12 protein-coding genes are annotated in these 20,083 nt (G+C 67.0%); 4 read left to right on the top strand and 8 right to left on the bottom strand.

Going from position 1 to position 20,083, the window contains the following annotated elements; translation table 11 throughout:
* Positions 1–438: 438 nt before the first annotated feature.
* From ADL03_RS14895 to ADL03_RS14915, 7 genes are all read right to left on the bottom strand, one after another.
* The gene (locus ADL03_RS14895) at positions 439–684 is read right to left on the bottom strand and encodes a hypothetical protein (RefSeq protein WP_053734041.1); all 246 of its coding nucleotides are present in this window, start codon (positions 682–684) and stop codon (positions 439–441) included.
* 796 nt (positions 685–1,480) lie between these two features.
* Positions 1,481–1,789, bottom strand: coding sequence for a hypothetical protein (locus ADL03_RS48410; protein ID WP_231641900.1), 309 nt, complete (start codon positions 1,787–1,789; stop codon positions 1,481–1,483).
* A 163-nt stretch (positions 1,790–1,952) separates the two neighbouring features.
* Positions 1,953–3,191 (bottom strand): site-specific integrase, encoded by a 1,239-nt coding sequence (locus tag ADL03_RS45360; protein WP_082373156.1) that lies wholly within the window; start codon positions 3,189–3,191, stop codon positions 1,953–1,955.
* Between the two features lie 220 nt (positions 3,192–3,411).
* Positions 3,412–3,801: a hypothetical protein gene (locus ADL03_RS14910; RefSeq protein WP_053734044.1), complete on the bottom strand. Its 390-nt coding sequence runs from the start codon at positions 3,799–3,801 to the stop codon at positions 3,412–3,414.
* A 199-nt stretch (positions 3,802–4,000) separates the two neighbouring features.
* Positions 4,001–5,026, bottom strand: a complete 1,026-nt coding sequence (locus ADL03_RS50770) for a helix-turn-helix domain-containing protein (protein WP_082373157.1) — start codon at positions 5,024–5,026, stop codon at positions 4,001–4,003.
* Positions 4,930–5,166, bottom strand: coding sequence for a helix-turn-helix domain-containing protein (locus ADL03_RS45370; RefSeq protein ID WP_369808976.1), 237 nt, complete (start codon positions 5,164–5,166; stop codon positions 4,930–4,932). The genes ADL03_RS50770 and ADL03_RS45370 overlap by 97 nt, the downstream gene beginning before the upstream one ends.
* A 264-nt stretch (positions 5,167–5,430) precedes the next feature.
* Positions 5,431–6,357: a DUF6042 family protein gene (locus ADL03_RS14915; protein WP_157528638.1), complete on the bottom strand. Its 927-nt coding sequence runs from the start codon at positions 6,355–6,357 to the stop codon at positions 5,431–5,433.
* Positions 6,358–7,292: 935 nt separating this feature from the next.
* Between ADL03_RS14915 and ADL03_RS14920 the strand changes: the two genes are divergently transcribed.
* Positions 7,293–8,192 carry a hypothetical protein gene (locus ADL03_RS14920; RefSeq protein ID WP_053734046.1) on the top strand — a complete coding sequence of 300 codons (900 nt, stop codon included), beginning with the start codon at positions 7,293–7,295 and terminating at the stop codon, positions 8,190–8,192.
* Between the two features lie 2,072 nt (positions 8,193–10,264).
* Here ADL03_RS14920 and ADL03_RS14925 read toward each other — a convergent pair.
* Positions 10,265–10,465 (bottom strand): hypothetical protein, encoded by a 201-nt coding sequence (locus tag ADL03_RS14925; RefSeq protein ID WP_053734047.1) that lies wholly within the window; start codon positions 10,463–10,465, stop codon positions 10,265–10,267.
* Between the two features lie 244 nt (positions 10,466–10,709).
* Between ADL03_RS14925 and ADL03_RS14930 the strand changes: the two genes are divergently transcribed.
* From ADL03_RS14930 to ADL03_RS14940, 3 genes are all read left to right on the top strand, one after another.
* The gene (locus ADL03_RS14930) at positions 10,710–13,220 is read left to right on the top strand and encodes a hypothetical protein (protein WP_053734048.1); all 2,511 of its coding nucleotides are present in this window, start codon (positions 10,710–10,712) and stop codon (positions 13,218–13,220) included.
* A gap of 947 nt (positions 13,221–14,167) precedes the next feature.
* Positions 14,168–17,083 (top strand): tetratricopeptide repeat protein, encoded by a 2,916-nt coding sequence (locus ADL03_RS14935; RefSeq protein ID WP_197288351.1) that lies wholly within the window; start codon positions 14,168–14,170, stop codon positions 17,081–17,083.
* Positions 17,084–17,169: 86 nt separating this feature from the next.
* On the top strand, positions 17,170–20,019 hold the full coding sequence (locus tag ADL03_RS14940; protein ID WP_053734050.1) for a BTAD domain-containing putative transcriptional regulator: 2,850 nt from the start codon (positions 17,170–17,172) through the stop codon (positions 20,017–20,019).
* Positions 20,020–20,083: the final 64 nt, after the last annotated feature.

The following is a 20,083-nucleotide window of genomic DNA, read 5'->3' on the forward strand; positions in this document are numbered from 1 at the left end:
CTCGATGATGCAGGCGAGGAGTTTCGGGGCTTTCAGGTCCGCGTCATGGTCGCGTGTGTGCATCACGGCACACCGTGATCCTGCGATTTCAGCGACGAAGAAAACTGTCGCCGCTATCGTGCCATTATCGAGTTGTTTTCCTCCTCAGTAAATGGCCCTGTCTTCACCGCTGACGAACTGGCCTTGCTCCGGCGACCCGTTCCGGTGCCGCGTGGGGTGTTCTCGATCTGGACGTAGCCGCCGCGTCCGCCCAGATGCTCACGCCGACCGCCATGACCACCCAACCGACCCCGGCGAACACTGGCCAGAGCACCGACTCGGTTACCGCGATCAGTACGTTGGGCACCCCGGCCGCCAGAACCTGCTCCTGCCGCCCGCGCTGGCGTACTAGGCGCAGCAGGCCTGGGCTAGCAGTCACTCGCGCGCGAAATTCCGAAGTCAACTGTCGATCGCGGACTGCAGCTGGCTTCTCTTGTCGCCGCCGGCGAACACGAAAAGGCTCCGACCGCGATCGTCGACCGCGAGATATCCGGGTTGGAAGGAGCTCGCGACCTCCTCTGGATCTTCGCCGATGTGGCTCATCAGTGCGGATCGCAGCTCGACGATGGAGTTTTCGTTCTTCGCGAAGAACTTCGCACTCGGCACCAGCACGAGTGCGCCGGACTCGATGAGCGGGTGCAGCATCAGAAGGCCGGGTATCAGTGTCGCGAGGAATCTGCGCGTTCCGGCGATGTTGGGAGTAGAGAAGTGTCGACAGGGACGAGCTGTCCCTGGTGGCTGAGGAAGAATTCTGCGGACGGCCAGCCCCGAGGTATACGGGCATTCGCGTCACATCGGCGGGTGGGCGCTGATAGTCTGGGCGAAGAGGCGAACCTCCTCGCCCGGTCGCAACAGCTGGTGACCCGTCAACGAGGAGAATCAGCCGCGCGACTGCCGGTCAGGTAGCTGTCCAGCGCGTCGAGGATGGTGACAGTACGGCCCATCCCGAGAGTGTGTCCGGAAGCGGGCAATTTACCCATGTCCGTTCAACTCCCAACTCCGACCAGTCTCCTCGGCCGTGAAGAGGTCGAAAGCGGCCCTTTCATGAGTGGCACTTCAGATCTGTGGCGATCTTGACCAAACTTGCCCCCGAAATCATTGGAACAGCAGCCTTCCTGTCGCTTGCGGCCTCTTCTGGCTAACTTGAGAGGGACCATGTGTGCACCTGACCAGCTGGTTAGGCCTGGTCCCTCGATGAGTTTCGCGCGCTGCCGCCTACGGCTCGGCCTGAGTTGGTGGGGCGGCACAGAGCGCGCTAGACCAATCCATGACTAAGACCGTCCAATGTAGACGGATGGTAATGTCCTTTGTGGACTCGCTGGGACATTCTGGGGACATTTGACGTCGGGACCCAATGAGACCTTATGGGGTCTGACCAGGCAAAACATGCCGATGGGACCGTCTCTGGGAGATGTCCCGGAAACGGCCCCATCGCAACCCGTCAGGCCTGCTCCGACCACCACTTCTGGCCGGTCTCACCGAGCGTGGAGATCGGGTCGTAGTAGGGGTAGCGGCGGTTCAACGCTTCCGGGTCCTCCAGCTCGATCCCGGTCCGGTAGTTCTTGGTCCAGTAGGAGATCCCGAGCTCCCGGTCGTAGTCCTCCAGCTGGTGGACCCACCGCTTGCCGACGTACGGCACGTCGCACACGATCCGTGGCGTCGCATACCCCGGCAGGTAGCCCATGATCGCGTGCTGCAGCTCTTGCGCCTCCCACACCGACACCCGCCAGTGTTCGGCGTTCGGGATCATGTCGCACATGATTCCGCAGCCTGCTGATAGGGCGGCCTGACCTGGCTGTTTTCAGGGTCCCGGAGCGAGATGATGATCATGGGGCCCCTGTGGGGCCCCTGCGCGAAAGATCAAGATTGCGAATTTGAGATCGTGTGCCTGCGAGCGGCGTTGAGGCCAGTCCTCAAGCTGGCGGTGCGAACAGTGTATCTGCAGCTAGCCGCGCTCGTCCGTAGCTCGATGGCATGAGGTGAGCGTAGGTCCTCAGGGTGAAGGCCTCGCTTGAGTGGCCTAGGAACACCGACAGTTCCTTGATGCTCACGTTGGAGGCGAGCATGTGCGACGCGTACAGGTGCCTCAGGGCATGCATCCCGTCGCTACGCTTGGTGTACGGAATTCCCGCGATCGGAAAAGCTGGCTTCCAAATCTGGTTGAGAAACATCGAGCCGCGCCACGCGGTATCGCCGCGGTACGGCAGGATGAGTTTGGCAGTCTCGGTCTCCTTGCTGTCGTTCTCGCCCCAAGGAAGTGTGACTTCCACTGGTGGATGGAGATTGCAGTGATAGTCGATGTGGTAGAGAGTGCCGTCGGAAATTGGAACAATGCGAGTTTTGTGTCCCTTGGGAAGTTTGAACTTCAGTTTCCCGTTTATGTAGGTAACTTGCAGCCTGCAGTGGTAGGTCATGTCCTTGCGGTTGATATCCTCCTGGTTGAAGGCGAGTATCTCACCCTGACGAAGTCCGAGGCCGCCCCCGATTGGTACTACTACCTGATGTTCCGGGGGGAGAGAGTCATGAATTCCTCGGAGCTTCTCATCCGTCCACGGCGTGATGAGCTTCTGTACGGACTTGGGAGCCGAGATCGTTCCGAGTTTGCATGGGTTCCGATGAATCTTCCCGTCCACGACCGCCGCGTCCAGCATGGCGGACAGGTTCATCCACACTTGGTGCTGGTAGTTCACGGCAATCCTAGAGACGTTGTTCATCCAGGCCAGCCAGTTTCTGATCACCGTTCCATCGAGTGCCACCTCGTTAAGAGGCATGTGGCCCATGAACGGGTAGACCTGGCAGGCGAACAGGCTGTCAAGACTGGATCGGCTGCGCTCGTCTGGTGACCTGCCGTTTTTGTAGCTCTCCGCGTACTCGCGAACCGTCATGTCGCCAGCTTTGGGTGAGACGTATTTCTTAGTCCTCAGTGAGTTTTCGATATAGGTCTTATAAGCTTTGGCTTCTTTGTGCTGCTTGTCGGGGAAGCTTTTGTTGTCTTCCTTTCCGCCGTGGAGCTTCCAGCGCACGCGGTAGCGGTCGCCTTTGCCGTAGCGTGGGCTTTTCTCCATCACGGGACGGCCGTTTGTATCCCGGATTACTTTCTTGGTGGCCGGGTCCTTCTTTTCTTGCCACCAACGGTCTTCGATGTACGCCATGATGCCTTCTTAAGGTCAAGCTTCTTGAACGATGGGCGCATGGCTTGGCGACAGGCTAGTGGTCGCTCGTCGGCCGCTGCAGCCCGAGGGTAATGTCAGAGAGTTGTCCGCGCGGCCAAAGTGCGCGCAGGTTGCAAGGTGCGCACTAAACCGCCATCAATGCCGTGATGCCGAAGCTGAGGCGCAAACTCCTATGGATTGCCTGCAAAGCGCGATCCAGTCAGCGGTCCTGCTCTGCTTCAGCCGACGGCTCGTTTGCGGCTGGTTGTGGCTCCGAGAACTGCTGGTGTAGGTAGGCGGGGTAGAGCCTCGCCTGCAGCGCGACTTCCAATCCGGATATTGACCGCAGGTCAGGCAACGTCTGCCCGTCGAGGATCCTCATCACGGTCGGGTGCGTGACGCCGGCTGCTTTCGCAATCGACCGCAGGCTCCCGGTGTGCGCCACTACCGCAGCTTTCAGTGCCTGGGCGAAAGCGACCGCAAAGTGGGCGCTGACAGGAGCGTCGGCGCGGAGCACGACGTCAGGGAACGTCCCTTCGATCACGTAGGCGGCGGGCGGTTGGTCGCCGCTGCGTCGTGGCACCTGGCCCTCCGGTGGGTGATCGAGCATGTGAACTCCTTCCCATTCTGGCGGTAGGCCTCGCGGGCCGCCCTGCAAGGCCACCTCTGGTACATCTACGTACCGATGGTACATAGATGTACCAGAGGTGGCTAGTCGGATAGTTGCGCCATCGCGTTGCGAGACTGGAAGGAGTGATGCGATTCGACCGTGGTTGCATTGCCCGGTTTGTCGAGGTGTGGGCGGATGATCAATCGTTCTCGGCCGCTGGCTCCGCGTTGTGCTTGGGATGGCAGTTAGGGCATGCCTGCAACCGGCCATCGTCGAGCTGGATCCACCTGCGGTGAGGTTCTGGCCCGTCGCACCTCCCACACCATTCGCGCCGAGTAAAGGCGATCCGGTCATCTCTGGGTTTTGGCGGCAGGTTGCGGAGTCGTGAATGAAGCACGGCGATCGGAGAGCGGGCGCTGTCCAGGTTCTCGGACAAGAGTCGGAGGATTTGGCGGGGATCGTGTCCTGCCGCTAGGGACGATCGCACCTGGCGTGCCAGGACCGTTCGGTCCGGACGGGACATTGGCGCAATGGTGTGGATGCTTCTGATGATCTCCGTTGCAGCTCTCGCTGTTTCGGATATTGCTTGCGTGTCTGCGCCTGCGTCTGCATCTGCCCTGGCGCGACGAGTGTGCGCGTGGGGAGAGGGGGAGAGGGCTGTACAGGATGGGTCGGGGGGCATGGCTGTGTCACGGCTGGGATGGTCGAGCACGGCCACCTCTGGGGTGGTGCCAGTGCCACAGGTGGCGGATTGTCTGGGGTGGCGTTCTGTCGGAGGTGTGCCTTCGTGATTTGCGGTTCTGGAGGAGGGGTCGCAGAGAAGTTCCAAGTCAAGGGAGTAGCGGTTGCTGCGTCGGCCGCCGCCCGGCTCGATCGTGACGAGACCTGCTGAGGCAAGGCGCCGGAGGAGCCGCTGGACCGTTCGTTTGTTCAGTCTGGTCTTGCGTGCAAGGGTGTCGACGGAAGGCCATGCGTCCGCGCCGAGATCATTTGCCTGGTCGGCGATCGCAAGAAGTAGGAGAAGTTCGTTGCCTGCCGCAGGGGCGTGTTCCCAGACAAGAGTCACAACTTTGATGCTCATGCTGCTCGATTTCGTTGATCGCAGGTATGGATTGCGCCGCTCGATGGCTACTGGTTGGACAGCCACTCTCTGACTAGACGAGGCTCGTATCGAACGTGTTTTCCGTACCGTCGCCAGGGTGGTCCCGTCTTCTCGCTCCGCCATTTCTGAAGTGTCTTCTTGGGTATGTTCAGAAACGTTGCGACCTCGTCCGGATTCCACAGCGGCTCGCTGTGTTGAATCGCTGACACGTCGTTGCTTCGTCGGCCCCCGCTGCTCGGAGGTGGGTTATGTCCTGTGCTCACCTGTCGCCTCCCGTCTCCTCGCTGTGGAAGGCCCGAGGTTAGGAGTCGAGGGCAGCCGGCCGCTCAGGCAAACGGAGCTGCTGCCAGAGATGAGTGCGTCGGGTCGGCGTGGCCTTTGCTTCGGCGACGCCGCCCAGCTGGCGGCAACAAACGCTCGTCGACCAGGCGCTCAACGCGGGTCAGGAGTCAGGCACCTCGACCGGCGTGTCGCCTCCCGGAACGTTCGTGGTCAGCGCACTGGCCCACCGGCCTCGGCTGTCGGTGTCAAGAGTCTCTTGTGGACGCGCGATCGCCGTCCGATTCACGACATCGATTGCGCTCCGTGGAACGGATAGGTAAGAGGTCTCGACTGCCCTCGTCGGGCTCGGTGGTGGAAGTGAAGCTGGTCCAGTCAACGACGATGCCGATGCGGGCGTGCTCAGCCAGGGCGTCGAGGTCGCGGCGATCCAGTGTCGTGCCCTGGCGCAGCACAGAAACGCCGAAGCGGTACATCAGGCCGTCGAGTCCGGCCCGCACAGCGCTGACCGGCATGTCGGCCTCGCCGGCGAGCCGCTGCAACGTGGTATCCACCTGCGGACGACCCTCGTATGCTCGCAGACTGCGCCGCAGCGCCATCGCGGGTCCGGCGGTCCGGGTGCGCCAGCCGATGCGCTCTTCCCGGTCGATCCAGTCCGCGGGCAGGGGCAGCGCGTCCATGGGGTCGGGGATCTCGAGGGGCGCCCGCCACTGCTCTGTGCCGTTCTCGGTGTGGGTGTGCTCGAAGACGCCGATATCGGCGAGCAGGTCGGCCAGGTCTGCGACCGTGGTCGGCACCGGCCGGGCCAGCGCGGTGACCGCTGCGGTGAATGCGGCCTCGGCATGGCGGCGCAGCATCGCGGTCTCCCCGTCGTCGTCATTGTCTTGCCAGGTCAAGACGGTGTTGATGCCGTTGGGGAACTGGTTGCTCGCCGGGTGGGTGGTCACCAGGTGGGCAAGATCCCCGTCCTGGCTCAGCACGCTGGCCGTGTCGATGACGACCTCGAGGTTCATCGCTTCCTGCGGCATCAGTCGTGGCCAGGCCGAGTTGCTCCACGCGGTACGCATGTAGCTGTGGCCGGATCCATCGATGTCCCGCGCGGCCTGCAGGTACCGCAGACCGGTGGCAGCCATGTGGGCGCGGATCTTCTTCTTGCGGGCACGGTCGTCGACCATGAGAGCCTCCAACGGAACCCCACGCGTTCCGCGAAGGAACATGCGGCGCGGCTGGCCCGCGCCTGCGGGCTGCGGTGTGCGAGTCCGGGCCGCTTGTCCTCGCCACCCCGGCGGCGTGGGCGCACGGGGTTCGGAAGCAGGCAGGCACATCTGCCGGCACCATGATATGACAGCGCCGAATCTGTTTCCTGCACCGTCAGGACTGCGTGCGCCCAGTTGGGATGTCGTCGTCGCCGATCGTCACACCGACCCGCCACCGCAGGGGGTGTGGTGCGCAGCGGGGCGTCTGCAGCGCGTCCGCGGGAGGCCGCCCGGCATTCGAGCGTGCCCGGAAGGCGGCCAGGGGCACCCGGCACCGCGGGTTTGCCGCCCTCTGGGGCATTGTCTTGGTGTCCCCGTCGATGGTGATTCAGCGGCGAGCGACGGCCTGGGCGGCGCGCCGGTGGCGCTGCCAGCGCTCGACTTGATCGTGTGGCGGTGCACGAGGCCGCAGGGGGCGGACCGCAACTCGGCGGTGGCGCGGCTGATGCGGTCGAGCCCGCTGCGCAAGCACCGCGACCTCAGCGGCGTCGTGCGACAGACCGGTCCCGACCTCAACGTGGCGCACGGCGCGCTGGCGGCGCCCAACGAAGTCCAGGTGCTCATGACGGCACTCGAGTGGCACTGCCAGCGGCGCATCTTGGTCTATGAGGGTAGACCGTCCGGATCTCGCAATAGCAGTCCACAGGACCCGGCGCGCGGTCGTCGTTCGCAGTCGCGCGCCGGACAGGACCCTCCGGCTGCCGCCACGCGCGGTGGGTATCGCCATCGCCATCGCTTGTTCCCCGCAGACGCGGGGGTGCGCCCTCAGCAGAGGGCGAGGATCGCAACGCCTGCACCCGCGGCACCTTCGCGGGTGCCACCCTCCATGCCCAGGAACGGGAGGGATCTCTCCCGTGGCCAAGCCACCTTCACGCGAAGTTAAACCGGCGATCGCAGGCATCGACGGTCTGCTCAAGCAGTTCCGAGTCCGCTACTCCGAGGCACTGTCGGCCGTCGAGGGCATGCACGAAAAAGCCTGCGACGCCGGGATCGGGTGGCCACAGTGGTGCTGGCTGCCGATGGCGGCCTTCCATACCCTCGCGATCTCCTACGGCGGGAACCCGGCCACCGAGGTCGGTCGCAGTGCCGCGCTGGCGCTGTGGGAGCTTGGACGCGGGGTGTACGTCCCCGACACCGCGGTGGCCGAAGTGGCCTACAAATCGCTGCGGCACGCTGCGACCGCGGGTGCTGTGGACTGGCATCGCGTGCCGCTCCCGCCGCTGGAGAGCTGGGCGGGCCGGCTGCCCGAGTGGTGCTGCTATCTCGCGCTGCCGCCGGAGCTCGCCGACCTCGACGTCCCCGTTGACGTGTTCCGGCCGCGCGGGGTCTACGTGAACCTCGAAAGCGACGCCAATACCGGCCGCTCCGAACTACGCCTGCTGCTGGACACCGACGGCACTTGGGACGGCTTCGTTCCGATCCCGGTCTACCTCGACCGGCCAACCCTCGGTGCGGCCATCGCCGACATGAGCGCGGTCAGCGACGCCGCGGCCGCCGGCGCCTACGGCGTTGACCTGCGGACGGCCGACGGCCCGAGCACTGTCGTGAGCATGCGCGGTCTCGTGGTGTGGATGGTGCTGCCCTTCGTGCTCGCGCTGATCGATCCCGACGCGCGCCATGCCGACTTCGAGCGGCCGGGCGACGCCCCGGTCTCCGCGCAGCCTGGCCACAACGGCCGCTTGCGTCCTGCCAAGAGCACTCGGACGTGGCGCATCACCTATCGCACGCCCGGCCGCCACCTGCGTTCGATCTGAGCCATGAGCGACCCGCCATCAGCGGTTCGCCCTCCATCGCGCGCGTGCCCTGGCGAACGCTGCCGGTCAGGTCTGCGGTCGCGCCGCTGGCCGTTGATCGAGGTCAGCGTGACGGGCGTGGCGGACGTGATCAGGGCCCGGCGCTGGAAGGGCACCACAGTCCAGCGGCAGCTCCACACGCTGGTCCAGGTACTTCACCGCCAACCGCAAGCCAACCGGCACCGCCCTATGGCGGTGCAAGCGCGCGGTCTGGTGCTCGTACTTCCGGCGCTGGGCCCGCTCACGCTGCCCGCGGCTCGGCTGGTCCTGGTTGATCGGTGGTTGATCGCACCGCAGCAAAACACCGCGCATCGACACCGTTCATGCTGGTCAGAGACGTTTAGGCTGGAAGAGCAGGGGCGGTGCAGCTGCCTCGACCATGTCTGGGAAGTGGTGCGCAGCGTCATCCTGGGTACGGCGCTCCGCGCTGAATCAGCTAGCCTTCGGTCGTTCCCGCCACGTGCGGAACGCAGAACGGCCGGGAGACCGCCGCGTGATCCAGGTGTTTGCCCACCTGGTGCGGCGACCATCCCGGCCGCGACGGGTCACCTACCGCTTACGCAGCTGGCCGGCAGCGAAGTGGAGACCGAGACCGAGAAGCCCGGTGGTTGCGTAGACCACCGGGCTTCCGCCGGTCAGGACCGGTCCCGTCAGGGACGCGGCCTCCAAACCCACAGCCAGGTGCTCGCACACTCGAGCGGCTCGATCTCGGGACCACCACGGTGCAGGTGAACCCTCGGCGTCGTCTCCATCGTCCACCAGGTCGTTGTCCCGCCCTCCCCGGTGGGTGGGCCCCGGCGGGACCCTGTCGCCCCCAACCGGTACCGGGCTGGGGGTGACGCCGTGGTGGTTCAGGACGACCGATTGCGTGACGCGAAGCGATCGCCGTGAGCGGGAGCCTATACATGCCGTCCCTCTCTTGCCAAAACGCCCCCACCGAACTGGCCCTTCGGTTAGTGGGGTTGGAGCGGTTAAGTGGGGGAATGGGAGCAGCTACCCCGGTTGCGAGCGCCGTGGGCGTAGTTGTCGGGGACCCACCGTACTGGCTCCTGCCCGCGGCGGAAGGGACCGCTCTGCCGGGTTTGTGCTGGTCCATGCGTGTCAGCAGGAACGCGAGGACTTGCCAAGTGGGATAGCGGCCGTCTACTCGGTTGGGTTCAAATTCCTTATTTTTACTGGCTGTCATAGAGTTGGAGATGTTCCATGATGCCGGGTAGTGGAATTACTCGGCGAGACCGGTGAACGTCATTCGCTCGGCGACCGACAATAGCGGTTTAAAGGTTCTTGTGGATGCTGTTCGTGAGCAGACGGATCACCGCGCAGCCCCGGACATGCGGGGACCAGGGCTTTGCTCCCGAGGTCGTGGGCGAGGATCGCCGCCTGACGTCACGCACATTGATCTCGTAGAGCCGCGTGCGCGCGCCGACGGCACGGCGTGCTCTCGATCGCAGGCGGGCGGGATGGCCGACGTTCCGGTCATTCGGCGGCCGCTGGAATCTCGGGCAGTCAGGTCCGATTCGATGCGGGGTCGAATGACCCTGCTGGCCGGTAGCCTCGCTGCACGAATGCGTTGCGATCGCTGTCTCGGGTAGCGAGTGCGTACGACGCTGCCGCCTGGCGGGTGGCAAGGCCACCAGCACACGGCGCCTCGCGGTCCGGCCGCGCTGCGGCGGTGTCGGCACGCAGCGTCGAGCTCGGCTGCGTGGTGTGGCGTTGCCGAGCAGCAGCAGGGACGGCGTGATCGCCCCACTGTGCCGGGCGTTTCCATGTCCTGTGGCTGGTGGGCGCTACACCAGGGCTACCGGCAGATGCTGCGCACCCACGACATCTCCGTCCAGGTCGGGTTCCCGCCTGGCTTTGGCTTCGGCCGAGAATGAGCACGGCGGTCACCGGCAGATCCTGCGACGCCGACCGCCGCCGTGGCGGTCACCGGCCAGTGACCGCCACGGCGCCGCGAGGAGCTCGCTGTAGAACCCGACACGGTTCTTCGGCGGGCTCGTGCGCGGGCAGCCGCGCTCGTCCCTGTGTTGCGGTCACAGCAGCCCGGCTTGGTGCAGGCGGATCGCTGCGGCGAGCACTCCGCTGGCGCCGAGGATCGCGCTGAGCAGGATCTTGAGCAGGGTGACAGCGCGCTGAGCGCGCTCGCGGTCGGTGGCCGCGAGCGCGACCGCTGCGGCGGCGCCGGCCGCGGTGAGCAGCACCAGCGCGATGAGCGTGATCAGCGGCGTCCACATGATCGAGTTCCTGTTCTCCGGAGGGGACGCGAGCCGGACCGATCGATGCTCGCCACGCACAGCCGACCAGCCCGAGCCGGCGTCCGGCATGGGCGCCGTACGGACCCGGACAGCGCCCGCGAGGGCAGGTCGGTGCAACGCCCGGTGGTCTGGGGACGAAGCACAGGGCGGGGCCGTGAGTACGGTGTCCGGCAGCTGTACGGCGAGCTTCACCGGACAGCCCGGCAGGACAGAGAGGACGGGTGTGGATCCGGCGGACATCACCACCCTGGATCAGCTGGCCGACGCGCTCGATCAGCTTCGTCGCGACCGGGGCCTGTCGCTGCGCGGGTTGACGAGCGCCGCGGCGAAGCTGCCGGCGCGCCGCGGACGACAGCCGACTCTGCCGCACTCGACCGCTGGTGATCTGCTCAACGCCAAGTCTGTGCCGGAGGCGGAGACGCTGGAGACGTTCCTGGCGGCGTGCGGGGTCGGCGGTGAGGAGGCGCAACGGCCGTGGCTGCAGGCGCTCGACCGCATCGCCCACCAGCACCAGCGCCGCCCGGCGGGCGCGGTGCGGGTCCGCGACGCGCGGCCGCGACTGCTCGGAGTGCACGCCGCGATCCAGGTCGAGCAACCCACCGGGCATGCCCGCAACGGGCGCCGTGACGAGCTGCCGCAGTATGTGCCGCGGGATTTCGACGCCGACCTGCGCACGAAGCTCACCGTCGCCGGACAGGACGGCGGGTTCGTGCTGCTGGTCGGCGACTCCTCGGTGGGCAAGTCCCGCGCGCTGTTCGAGGCAGTGCGGGCGGTGCTGCCGGCCTGGTGGCTGCTGCACCCAGGAAACGCCGCTGAACTGCGGGAGCTTTCCTCACAGTCGGTAGACCGGATGATGGTGTGGCTCGACGAGCTGCAGAACTACCTCGACCGCTCCGGCGGCGTACCGGTGGGCCGGATGCGCGGACTGATCAAAGCAGGGGCGGTGGTGGTCGCAACGTGCTGGCCCCAGGAGTACAGCAAACGAGCGGCACTGCCGGCCAAAGATCAACCAGATCCCTATGCCAACGACCGGGGGCTGCTCGACATGGCTGACATGCTGCACGTGTCCGGCACGTTCAGCACCGACGAGCGGCGCCGCGCGGAGGAACTCGCCGTCACCGATCACCGGATCCGGGTCGCGCTCGACACCCCGGACGCGGGCTTCACCCAGGTGATGGCCGCCGGCCCGGAACTGATCCGCCACTGGGAACAGGCACCCGCCTACGCCAAAGCGGTCATCACCGCCGCACTGGACGCCCGCCGCGTCGGCGCCCACGCGCCCCTGACCCGCGACTATCTCGCCGACGCGGTGCCTGACTACCTCAACGACCGGGAGAAAGCCACAGCCCCGATGGACTGGTTCGACGGCGCTTTGGGCCACGCCACCACGCTGCTGCACGGCGCCACCGCCGCCCTCATCCCCGTCGCCGCCGGCATGGGACGCATCGCCGGCTACCGGGTCGCCGACTACCTGCACCAGCACGCCCTACGCGCCCGCCGCACCGAACACCTTCCCGACACCGCCTGGCATGCCCTGATCCACCACCACCACCACCACTCCGACGACACCGAGCGCCTCGCAGACAACGCCGAACGCCGCGGCCGAAGGCACGAGACCGTCGTTCTCCACAAGCAACTCACCGACCGCGGTGACAGGCACGCCGCCTACAGGTTGGCGCACCTCCTTGTCGACGAGGGGCAGGTCGACCACGCACTCCGTGTGCTGCGCACCCAGGCAGACGGCGGCGACGGGTATGCCGCTTATAGGTTGGCGAACCTTCTTGCCGACCAGGGGCAGGTCGGGGACGCACTGAAGATGCTACGCACCCTCCTCGGCGGGGACAGCCCCTCCGTCGTCGACGGCTGGACGTCCCTGATGGCTGCGCAGGGACAGGCCCAGGAGGCACTGAAGGTGCTGCGCACGCTCGTCGACAGCGGCGACGAACAGGCCGCCTACCCGTTGGTGGAGTTGTTGGCCGAGCAGGAGCAGGTGGAGGAGCTAGGCGCTCGTGCCGACAGCGGCAACCGCTACGCCGCCTACCAGTTGGCGGATCTGCTGGCCGTCCAGGGACAGGTGGAGCAGCTGCGCACCCGCGCTGATGACGGCGACGGGTATGCAGCCGTGCGGTTGACAGATCTGCTGCTTATGCAGAGGCAGGCCGAGGACGCGCCCCCGGTACTGCGCACGCTTGCAGAGAGTGGCAACAGGGAAGCCGCTTACCGGTTGGTGGAGTTTTTGGCCGAGCAGGGCAAGGTGGAGGAGTTGCGCACGCGCGCCGACAGCGGCGACGGACACGCCGCTTACCGGTTGGCGGATCTGCTGGCCGAGCAGGGGCATGTCGACGATGCTCTCCAGATGCTGCGCGCGCTTGCCGATCGCGGCGACAGGCACGCCGCCTACCTGTTGGCGGATCTGCTGGCCGAGCAGGGGCATGTCGACGATGCTCTCCAGATGCTGGGCGCCCTTGCCGATCGCGGCGACCTCCAGGCCGTTGTCCAGTTGGCGAAGTTGGGTCGGCGGGGTCAGGGAGATGACGTGCTGAAGGTGCTGCGCACCCTGGCCGATCGCGGCGACTTCCAGGCCGCCAGCTCACTTGTAGACCTGCTGGTCGAACAGGGGCGGGACGAAGAGCTGGAGCGGGAGGTGGCGGCAGGTACAGAAGGGGCATTCGCAGCCTTGTGTCGAGCACGATCACACGAGCCGAGCAGCGCCACGTCGCCTCCCAGCTCGTAGGTGGGTGGCCGGGAGTGATCCGGAGCTGGTGTGTCTCTGTGCCATAAGCACTTCAGCCTTTCGGGCACACCCGGTTGCTGAGGTGGCGGCGCAGCAGGACACGCACGCCGCGAGCTTCAGCGCCGAGACGCCCGGCACCCACGCCGGATCGGCCAAGGTCTTTCGAGGCCCGTGATGGTTACCGCAGGTGTCGCTCTGTTCGGGTGGGGCCTGCTCGGGAGAACTGCCGTTGGTCGTGCCGATCGTGCTGTTCTTCGGCGGATGTCTGCTGGGTGTCCACGTGGTGTGGAACTCACTGCGTCGCCGCTGACGGCCCACGCCGAAGCCCTACTACCGCGCGCGTGGAGTCGAGGAACTCCTCGGTGTCGATCATGGTGGTGCCGGCGGCGTCGTCTCGGTATGCGTGAAGTTAAAGGCGGCCGGGTCTGCAGACGTGTCGCCCTTGGCGTCGATGCCGCGCGTCGTCGTGGCGATCCGCGGCTGCACGTGCTGCTCCTGCCGGCGGCTCGGAGTCCCGGTCGTACGTGACGATCCTGGACGGCGTGGCGGAGTTCGACACCGCTGGCCTGCTCGTCGTGGTGTGCGAGAGCTGATCACCGACGGGGTGGTGACGATGCCGTGCAGGCCGTGCTGGTCGACCTCCTGTGATCGACTGGTCGGCGACGCATGGCGACACGAACGCGCTGGCCGCGAAACCGGTGTTGCTCGGCGTCGGGTTGGTTGTCGATGTTGGGCCGACACGCTCGTGAATACCTGGGTATCCCGGGCAGGGCGGATCCGCGTCCGACGAACAGTTACCCCGCACGGGTATGCCTTAAATGTGAACGCAACGGCGGCCTGGTCCGCCGCGTCGTGAATGAGAACCGCGCAGTGCGATGCCACAGAGGAGGCCAGAACCGGTGCACGTCCGCGCTTTGGGACCACTCCAGTTGTGGGACGGGAAGTCCGTGGTCAGCCTGGCTGCGACGCCGGCGAGACTGCTCGCGGCCCTCGTGGCTCGTCGCGGCCAGACTGTGTCCAGTCATGACCTGATCGCGCTGCTTGAGCTCGGCAGCCCCGACACGCTGCGCTCACACATTCGCGCGGTTAAGAGGGCGCTGGCACGGCTACCGTTGAAGGACGGCACACCGCTCGTCGAGGTCGTCAACCAGCGGGGGATCGGCTATTCGATGTCGATCGCGCGTGGCGCGATCGACATCGACCTGTTCACCGACCTCGTCACACAGGGCACGGAGTGGTCCCGCACTGGCGATCACACCCGCGCTACCAAGGCTCTTGCCGAGGCCATGTCGCTGTGGAGAGGCGAGCCTCTGCCCGAAGTGGCCTCGTGGGGTCGCGCGGACGAAACCATTCGTCGTGTGACCTTGCGGTTCGAACAAGCACGGTTCACGCGAATGCAGTCCGAGTTCGCTCTGGGACGTGACGATCATGTGATAACCCACGCGCCTGCTCTGGTCGATGCGCGGCCGACCAGCCCGGAGCTGTGGCGGATGTGGGCCATTTCCACCTTGCACGTCGCTGACGCTTCCTCCGCGTCAGCGATCTGCGCGCGCGGGCTCAGCGAGTTGCGGGAGCACGGCATCAGCACGAGGCCGCTGGAGGACCTGCAGGAGCGGATCCTGCGCGACGATCCCGACCTGCGAGCACTCCCACTGGAACAGGGTGGGATCACCGTGTTCGGTGAGCCGCCGCAGGTGCCCACCGACTTCGTGGGCCGGCAGACCGACCTTGCCGTCCTGCGGGAGGCATTGACGGCCCGGTCGGCGGGTCCGGCGCCGGCTGCCATCGTGCTGCACGGCGCGAGCGGTATCGGCAAGAGCGCCCTGGCACTGCAGCACTGGCGCGACACCCGTGACGGCGGCGACATCCTGATCTGGGTCCCCGCGGCCTCACCGGTGACGGCACGAGCGAGCCTGCTGCGTTGCGCGCGAGATCTCGGCGTGCCCGAGACCGTGCCCGACGACGACGTCATGGACGAGCTGTGGCGGGTGCTGAGCGCCGGCCCACGCTGGACGATCGTGTTCGACGACGCCGCGGACGCGGCCGCACTGACGGCCTACTGGCCCACCGCCGGCAACGGCGCGGTGATCGTGACGACCCAGGCGACCCGGTGGAACACCGGGCTCGCCACCTTGCACATCCTGCCGCTCGACGAGCTCGATGCCTGCCATCTGCTTGAGCGGTGCACCGCCGTCGACGAGCACCATGTCGTCAACGAACTCGCGCGGCGGCTCGGCGGCGTGCCGATCGCCTTGCAGGCCGCGGTGGCATCGCTGCGGGCAGGCACCGATGCCACCGCGCTGCTCAACTCCCTCACCGCGGCTGCCTGGGAAAGCGGACCGGCCGGGTTCCTGCCCGTGTGGCGACCGGCAGTCGATGACCTTCGAACGGAGTCACCAGCGGCGATGGCGCTGGCCTCCCTCCTCGCGATTCTCGACACCACTCCGGTTCCCGTCGACCTGGTGCGCAGCCGCCGTGACCTGTTGCCCGGTCCGCTCGCGGACGCGCTGAGCACGTCAACCGGCACGGACGAGATCTTCGCCATGCTCGGGCGCCGGTTCTCCGTCACCACAACGCCGGTCTCCATCAGCGGCATGCACGCCCTGATCAAGACCGCCATCACCGCCGAACTGCGAGAGCGGGACGAGTACGACGCGTGGCTGCGCATCGCGGTTGAGCTGCTGGAGTCCGTCCTGACACGACCCGACAGCGACCGACCGGCCTCGGACGTGCTCTACCCGCACGCCCTGGCGGTGGCCGCCGCGGCCCGAGCCGCCGACGCCGAACCGGCCGCCACGATCCGGCTCCTGCTGTTCGCCTCAGACCACGCCGCGGTCGCCGGCGAGGTCGTGATCGCCGCGAAGGCCTGCACCGACGCGCTGGTGGTGGAAGAGCGACGGTCGGGACGAGACTCCGAAGAAGTGGCCACCATCCAGATGAAGCTGGGGATGCACCTGCGAGACCGTGCCGACCTCGCCGCCGCGGAACAGATGTTCACACGCGCGCTGCGCATCCGCGAACACCACACCGGCCCCCGATCCGCACCTGTGTCGGAAGCACTCGCCGCCGTCGGGATCGTGCTGTTCGACCACGGCAGGTTCCGCGACGCGCGCCACTACCTCGACAGAGCCATCGCCGTGCAGGCCGGACTGGACGAGGTGTCCCCGGCGCTGCGCCGCAAGACACTGGCGGTCTACGGGTTCGTACTCTGGCGGCTCAACGAACTTGAGCAGGCACGCGAGGTCGCCCAGGAGGCACACGCTCTCGCCGAAGCCGAGGTCGGCGACGACCATCCGATCTTCGCGATGGCACTGGACAACCTCGGCAAGGTCGAGCTGGCTCGCCGAGACCTGCAGCGCGCACTCGAGCTCAACCGCCGCGCGCTGCAGATCCGCAGGACCAAACACGGCACACGGCACCCGTTCACCGCGCTGAGCGAGTACCACCTCGCGCGTGTCCTGCGTGAGCGGGCGAACGCGGACGAGCTCGAGGAGGCCCGGGAGCTGTGTGTCCACGCGCTGGAGGTCTATCACCAGCGCTTCGGCGCCGACTACGGCCACGTCGCGCGGTGCCAGGCCGAGCTGGGCCGGGTCCAGCTCGCGCTGGGGGAGCACCTGGCCGCCGTCCACACGCTGACCGAGGCGCACGGCGTCGCGATGCGAACGCTGGGCGTCGAGCACTACGAGACCGCACTGTGCCTGAGCGACCTGGCCCACGCGCATCTCGCCGCAGGTCAGCCCGGCCACGCCATCTCGTGCGCGAACGACGCGATCGCCACGTTGCGTCGCGGCGGCGAGTTCGATGATCAGCACCCCTACTTATCAGGCCTGATCCGTCTGATCGAGGCCGCGCACGCCCGCTGAGCAGCAAGCAAGCGTGCACAAAGTGTGCACACTTGCCTGGTTTCCTCGACACGGGCGCGTGGCAGTGCGCCTGGTAGGAGGAGAAGGTGGACTTCCGGATCGACTTCCGGGTACTGGGCCCGACCACCGCCGTCACCGGTGTCCCCGGACCCATCAACGTGACCGGCCTGCAGTTGCGCACCGTGCTCGCACTCCTGATCGCCAGTCCCGGTGAGGTGGTATCGACCGACAAGATCATCGAGGCTCTGTGGCCAGTGGCCGACGACTCGCCGCTGGCCGGCGACTCGCCGCTGGCCGGCGACTCGCCGCCGTCCGTCGGCCGTCGGCGACCTCGCAATGCCCTGAACCGGGTACACCAGCTGATCAGAGACCTTCGTGACCTCCTGGGAGTCGACGACCTGATCGTGACCCGTGAACCCGGCTACCTGCTCGCCGTCAAGCGGTCCGTGACGGATCACGGCCGCTTGCACGCCGCCGTTGCCCAAGCCCGCAGTGAGACCGACCTGCCGAGGCGAGTGGAGATCCTGCGCGACGCGCTCACCGAGTGGCGCGGCGATCCGTTCGCCGACATCAAAACCGACGCGCTGGAGGCAGCCAGGCAGAGTTTCGTCGATCTGCGCTTTGCGGCGTTCGACCTGTGCATCGATGCCGAACTGAAGCTCGGGCGGCATCGAGAGGTGATCGGCGAAATCCGGGAATGGGTGACCCGGCACCCGTTCATCGAGCGTCTGCACTATCACCTGATTCTCGCGATCTACGGAAGTGATGATCCGGTCGAAGCGCAGCACGCCTACCTGCGGTTCCGGGACCTGCTGGTCGAGGAACTGGGGGAGGAGCCGGGCGAGAAGCTGCAGACGCTCATGGAGCAGATCCGCAACCGCGACCCCGCACTTCCGGTGGCGGCGGCGACGAGCGGACCGCTGTCTCCGAGCGGGCCCTGCGAACAGCTTCCTCTCGTTCCGCGCGGCTTCTCCGGCCGTGCCGACGAGCTGGCGGCGCTATCCGCCGCCGCCGAAGAGGGGACAGGCGCGCTCTGGGCCATCACCGGCCTCGGCGGCATGGGCAAGACCTCGATCGCCACCCACTGGGCGCATCAGAACGAGCATCTGTTCCCCGACGGGAAGTTCTACGTCAATCTGCACGGAGACACCTCCGGCAGCGAGCCGTTGACGACCGGCGCGGCACTACGCGGGTTCCTCGACGCCCTGGGAGTCGATTCCCGGCGGATCCCAGCCGAGCTTCATGCTCAGGCGGCACTGTGGCGCAGCCTCGTGTCCGGCAAGCAGATCCTCGTCGTGCTGGACAACGCCGCCGACGCCGACCAGGTCGACGCCCTGCTGCCCGGCAGCAGTAGCTGCACCGTTCTCATCACCAGCCGCGACCCCCTCACGAGGCTCATCACCGCGTACGGCGCCCGCCCTCTGCGCATCGGCGCTCTCAAGGAGCCCGAAGCGCGCGCCTTGCTCACCGCCCGCGCGGGACACACCCGGCTCGCGGCCGAACCCACCGCGGCGACCGCGCTGCTGGACGGCTGCGCGGGCTACCCACTCGCACTGAGCATCGTGGCGGGCCGGCTGCAGACCGATACCACGGCCACACTTACCGAGCTCGCAACGGACTTGCCTCACGAGCTACTGACCACTCAGGACACACGTGAATCCCACAGGAGCCTGCCCGCGATGCTGTCGTGGTCCTACAACGCACTGCACGACACCGAGGCACGCGCCTTCCGCCTCCTCGGCGAGGCGCCCGGCCGGGACATCAGCAGCACCGCGGCCGCGAGCCTGCTGGGGGTAGCCGGATCCCAAGCACGAGCGCTGCTGCGCGGCCTGGTGGATCACTCGCTGCTCGAACGCACCGCGGCCGGACGCTTCCACATGCACGACCTGGTTCGCGCCTTCGCAGCCGAACGCGCCGCCAAGGACGAGCTTGCGAGCGACCGCGAAGCGGCACTGCGCCGAGTCATCGCGCACTACCTGCACACCGCCCACGCAGCGGACCGGCTCCTGCACCCACCGCGCTCACCGATCCCGCTGCCACCACCACCTCACGGCTGCACGCCGGACGCACCGCCGGATCGGGCGAGCGCGGTGACCTGGTTCGACACCGAGCATCAGTGCCTGCTCGCCGCACAGCGACGCGCCGCGGACATCGGCTGCGACGACGCCGGATGGCAACTCGCCTGGGCCATGCACACCTTCCACCACCGCCGCGGACATCGACGCGACCACCTCTCGTCATGGCAGATCGGCGTGCACTGCGCCGCCCAAGCCGATGCCACCGTCCGCAGCCTCGTCCTGCGCCTGCACGCCGGCGCCTGCGCCCGCGCAGGCAAACACCAGGACGCACAAGACTCGTTGCACGACGCGCTCACGCTGGCCGAGCAGGCAGGAGACGTGGCCGGGCAAACTCAGACGCACCACTTCCTCGGCTGGTACTGGCTGCACCGCGGCGACAACCCGCGCGCACTGGCTCACGCCACATCAGCGCTGGCACTACTGGAAAACCTGGACGAGCCGCCCTGCCTGGCCGACGTGCTGAACCTGACCGGCACCAGCGCCGCCCACACCGGTGACCTCGACACCGGACACCGGCGATGCACCGAGGCACTGCTGCTCGCACGCCGCCATGCCGACCGCGACGGAGAGGCGGCCGCCCTGGACAGCCTCGGCTTCATCGCCGCCGCGGCCGGCAATCACCCCCAAGCCGCCGACCACTATCACCAAGCAGCACACCTGCTGTCCGCCCTCGGCAACACCTACGCGCAGGCCAGCACACTCGAACGACTCGGGCACGCGCGCCGTGCGTGCGGACGCGACGCCCGCAGCGCCTGGCGGCTCGCCCTGAGGCTCTACCGCAGCCAGCTGCGCGACGACGACGCGCACCGCATCGAGAACCTGCTCGGCACAGCCCAGCACAGCGAGAACGCACCGTGAGCACAGCGCATCCCCGCATCGTCTACATCAGTCGAGGTCACCAGCCCCCGACCGTCGCACCACC

Origin of the sequence: Nocardia sp. NRRL S-836 (assembly GCF_001279525.1) — a bacterium.
Classification (GTDB): Bacteria; Actinomycetota; Actinomycetes; order Mycobacteriales; family Pseudonocardiaceae; genus Lentzea.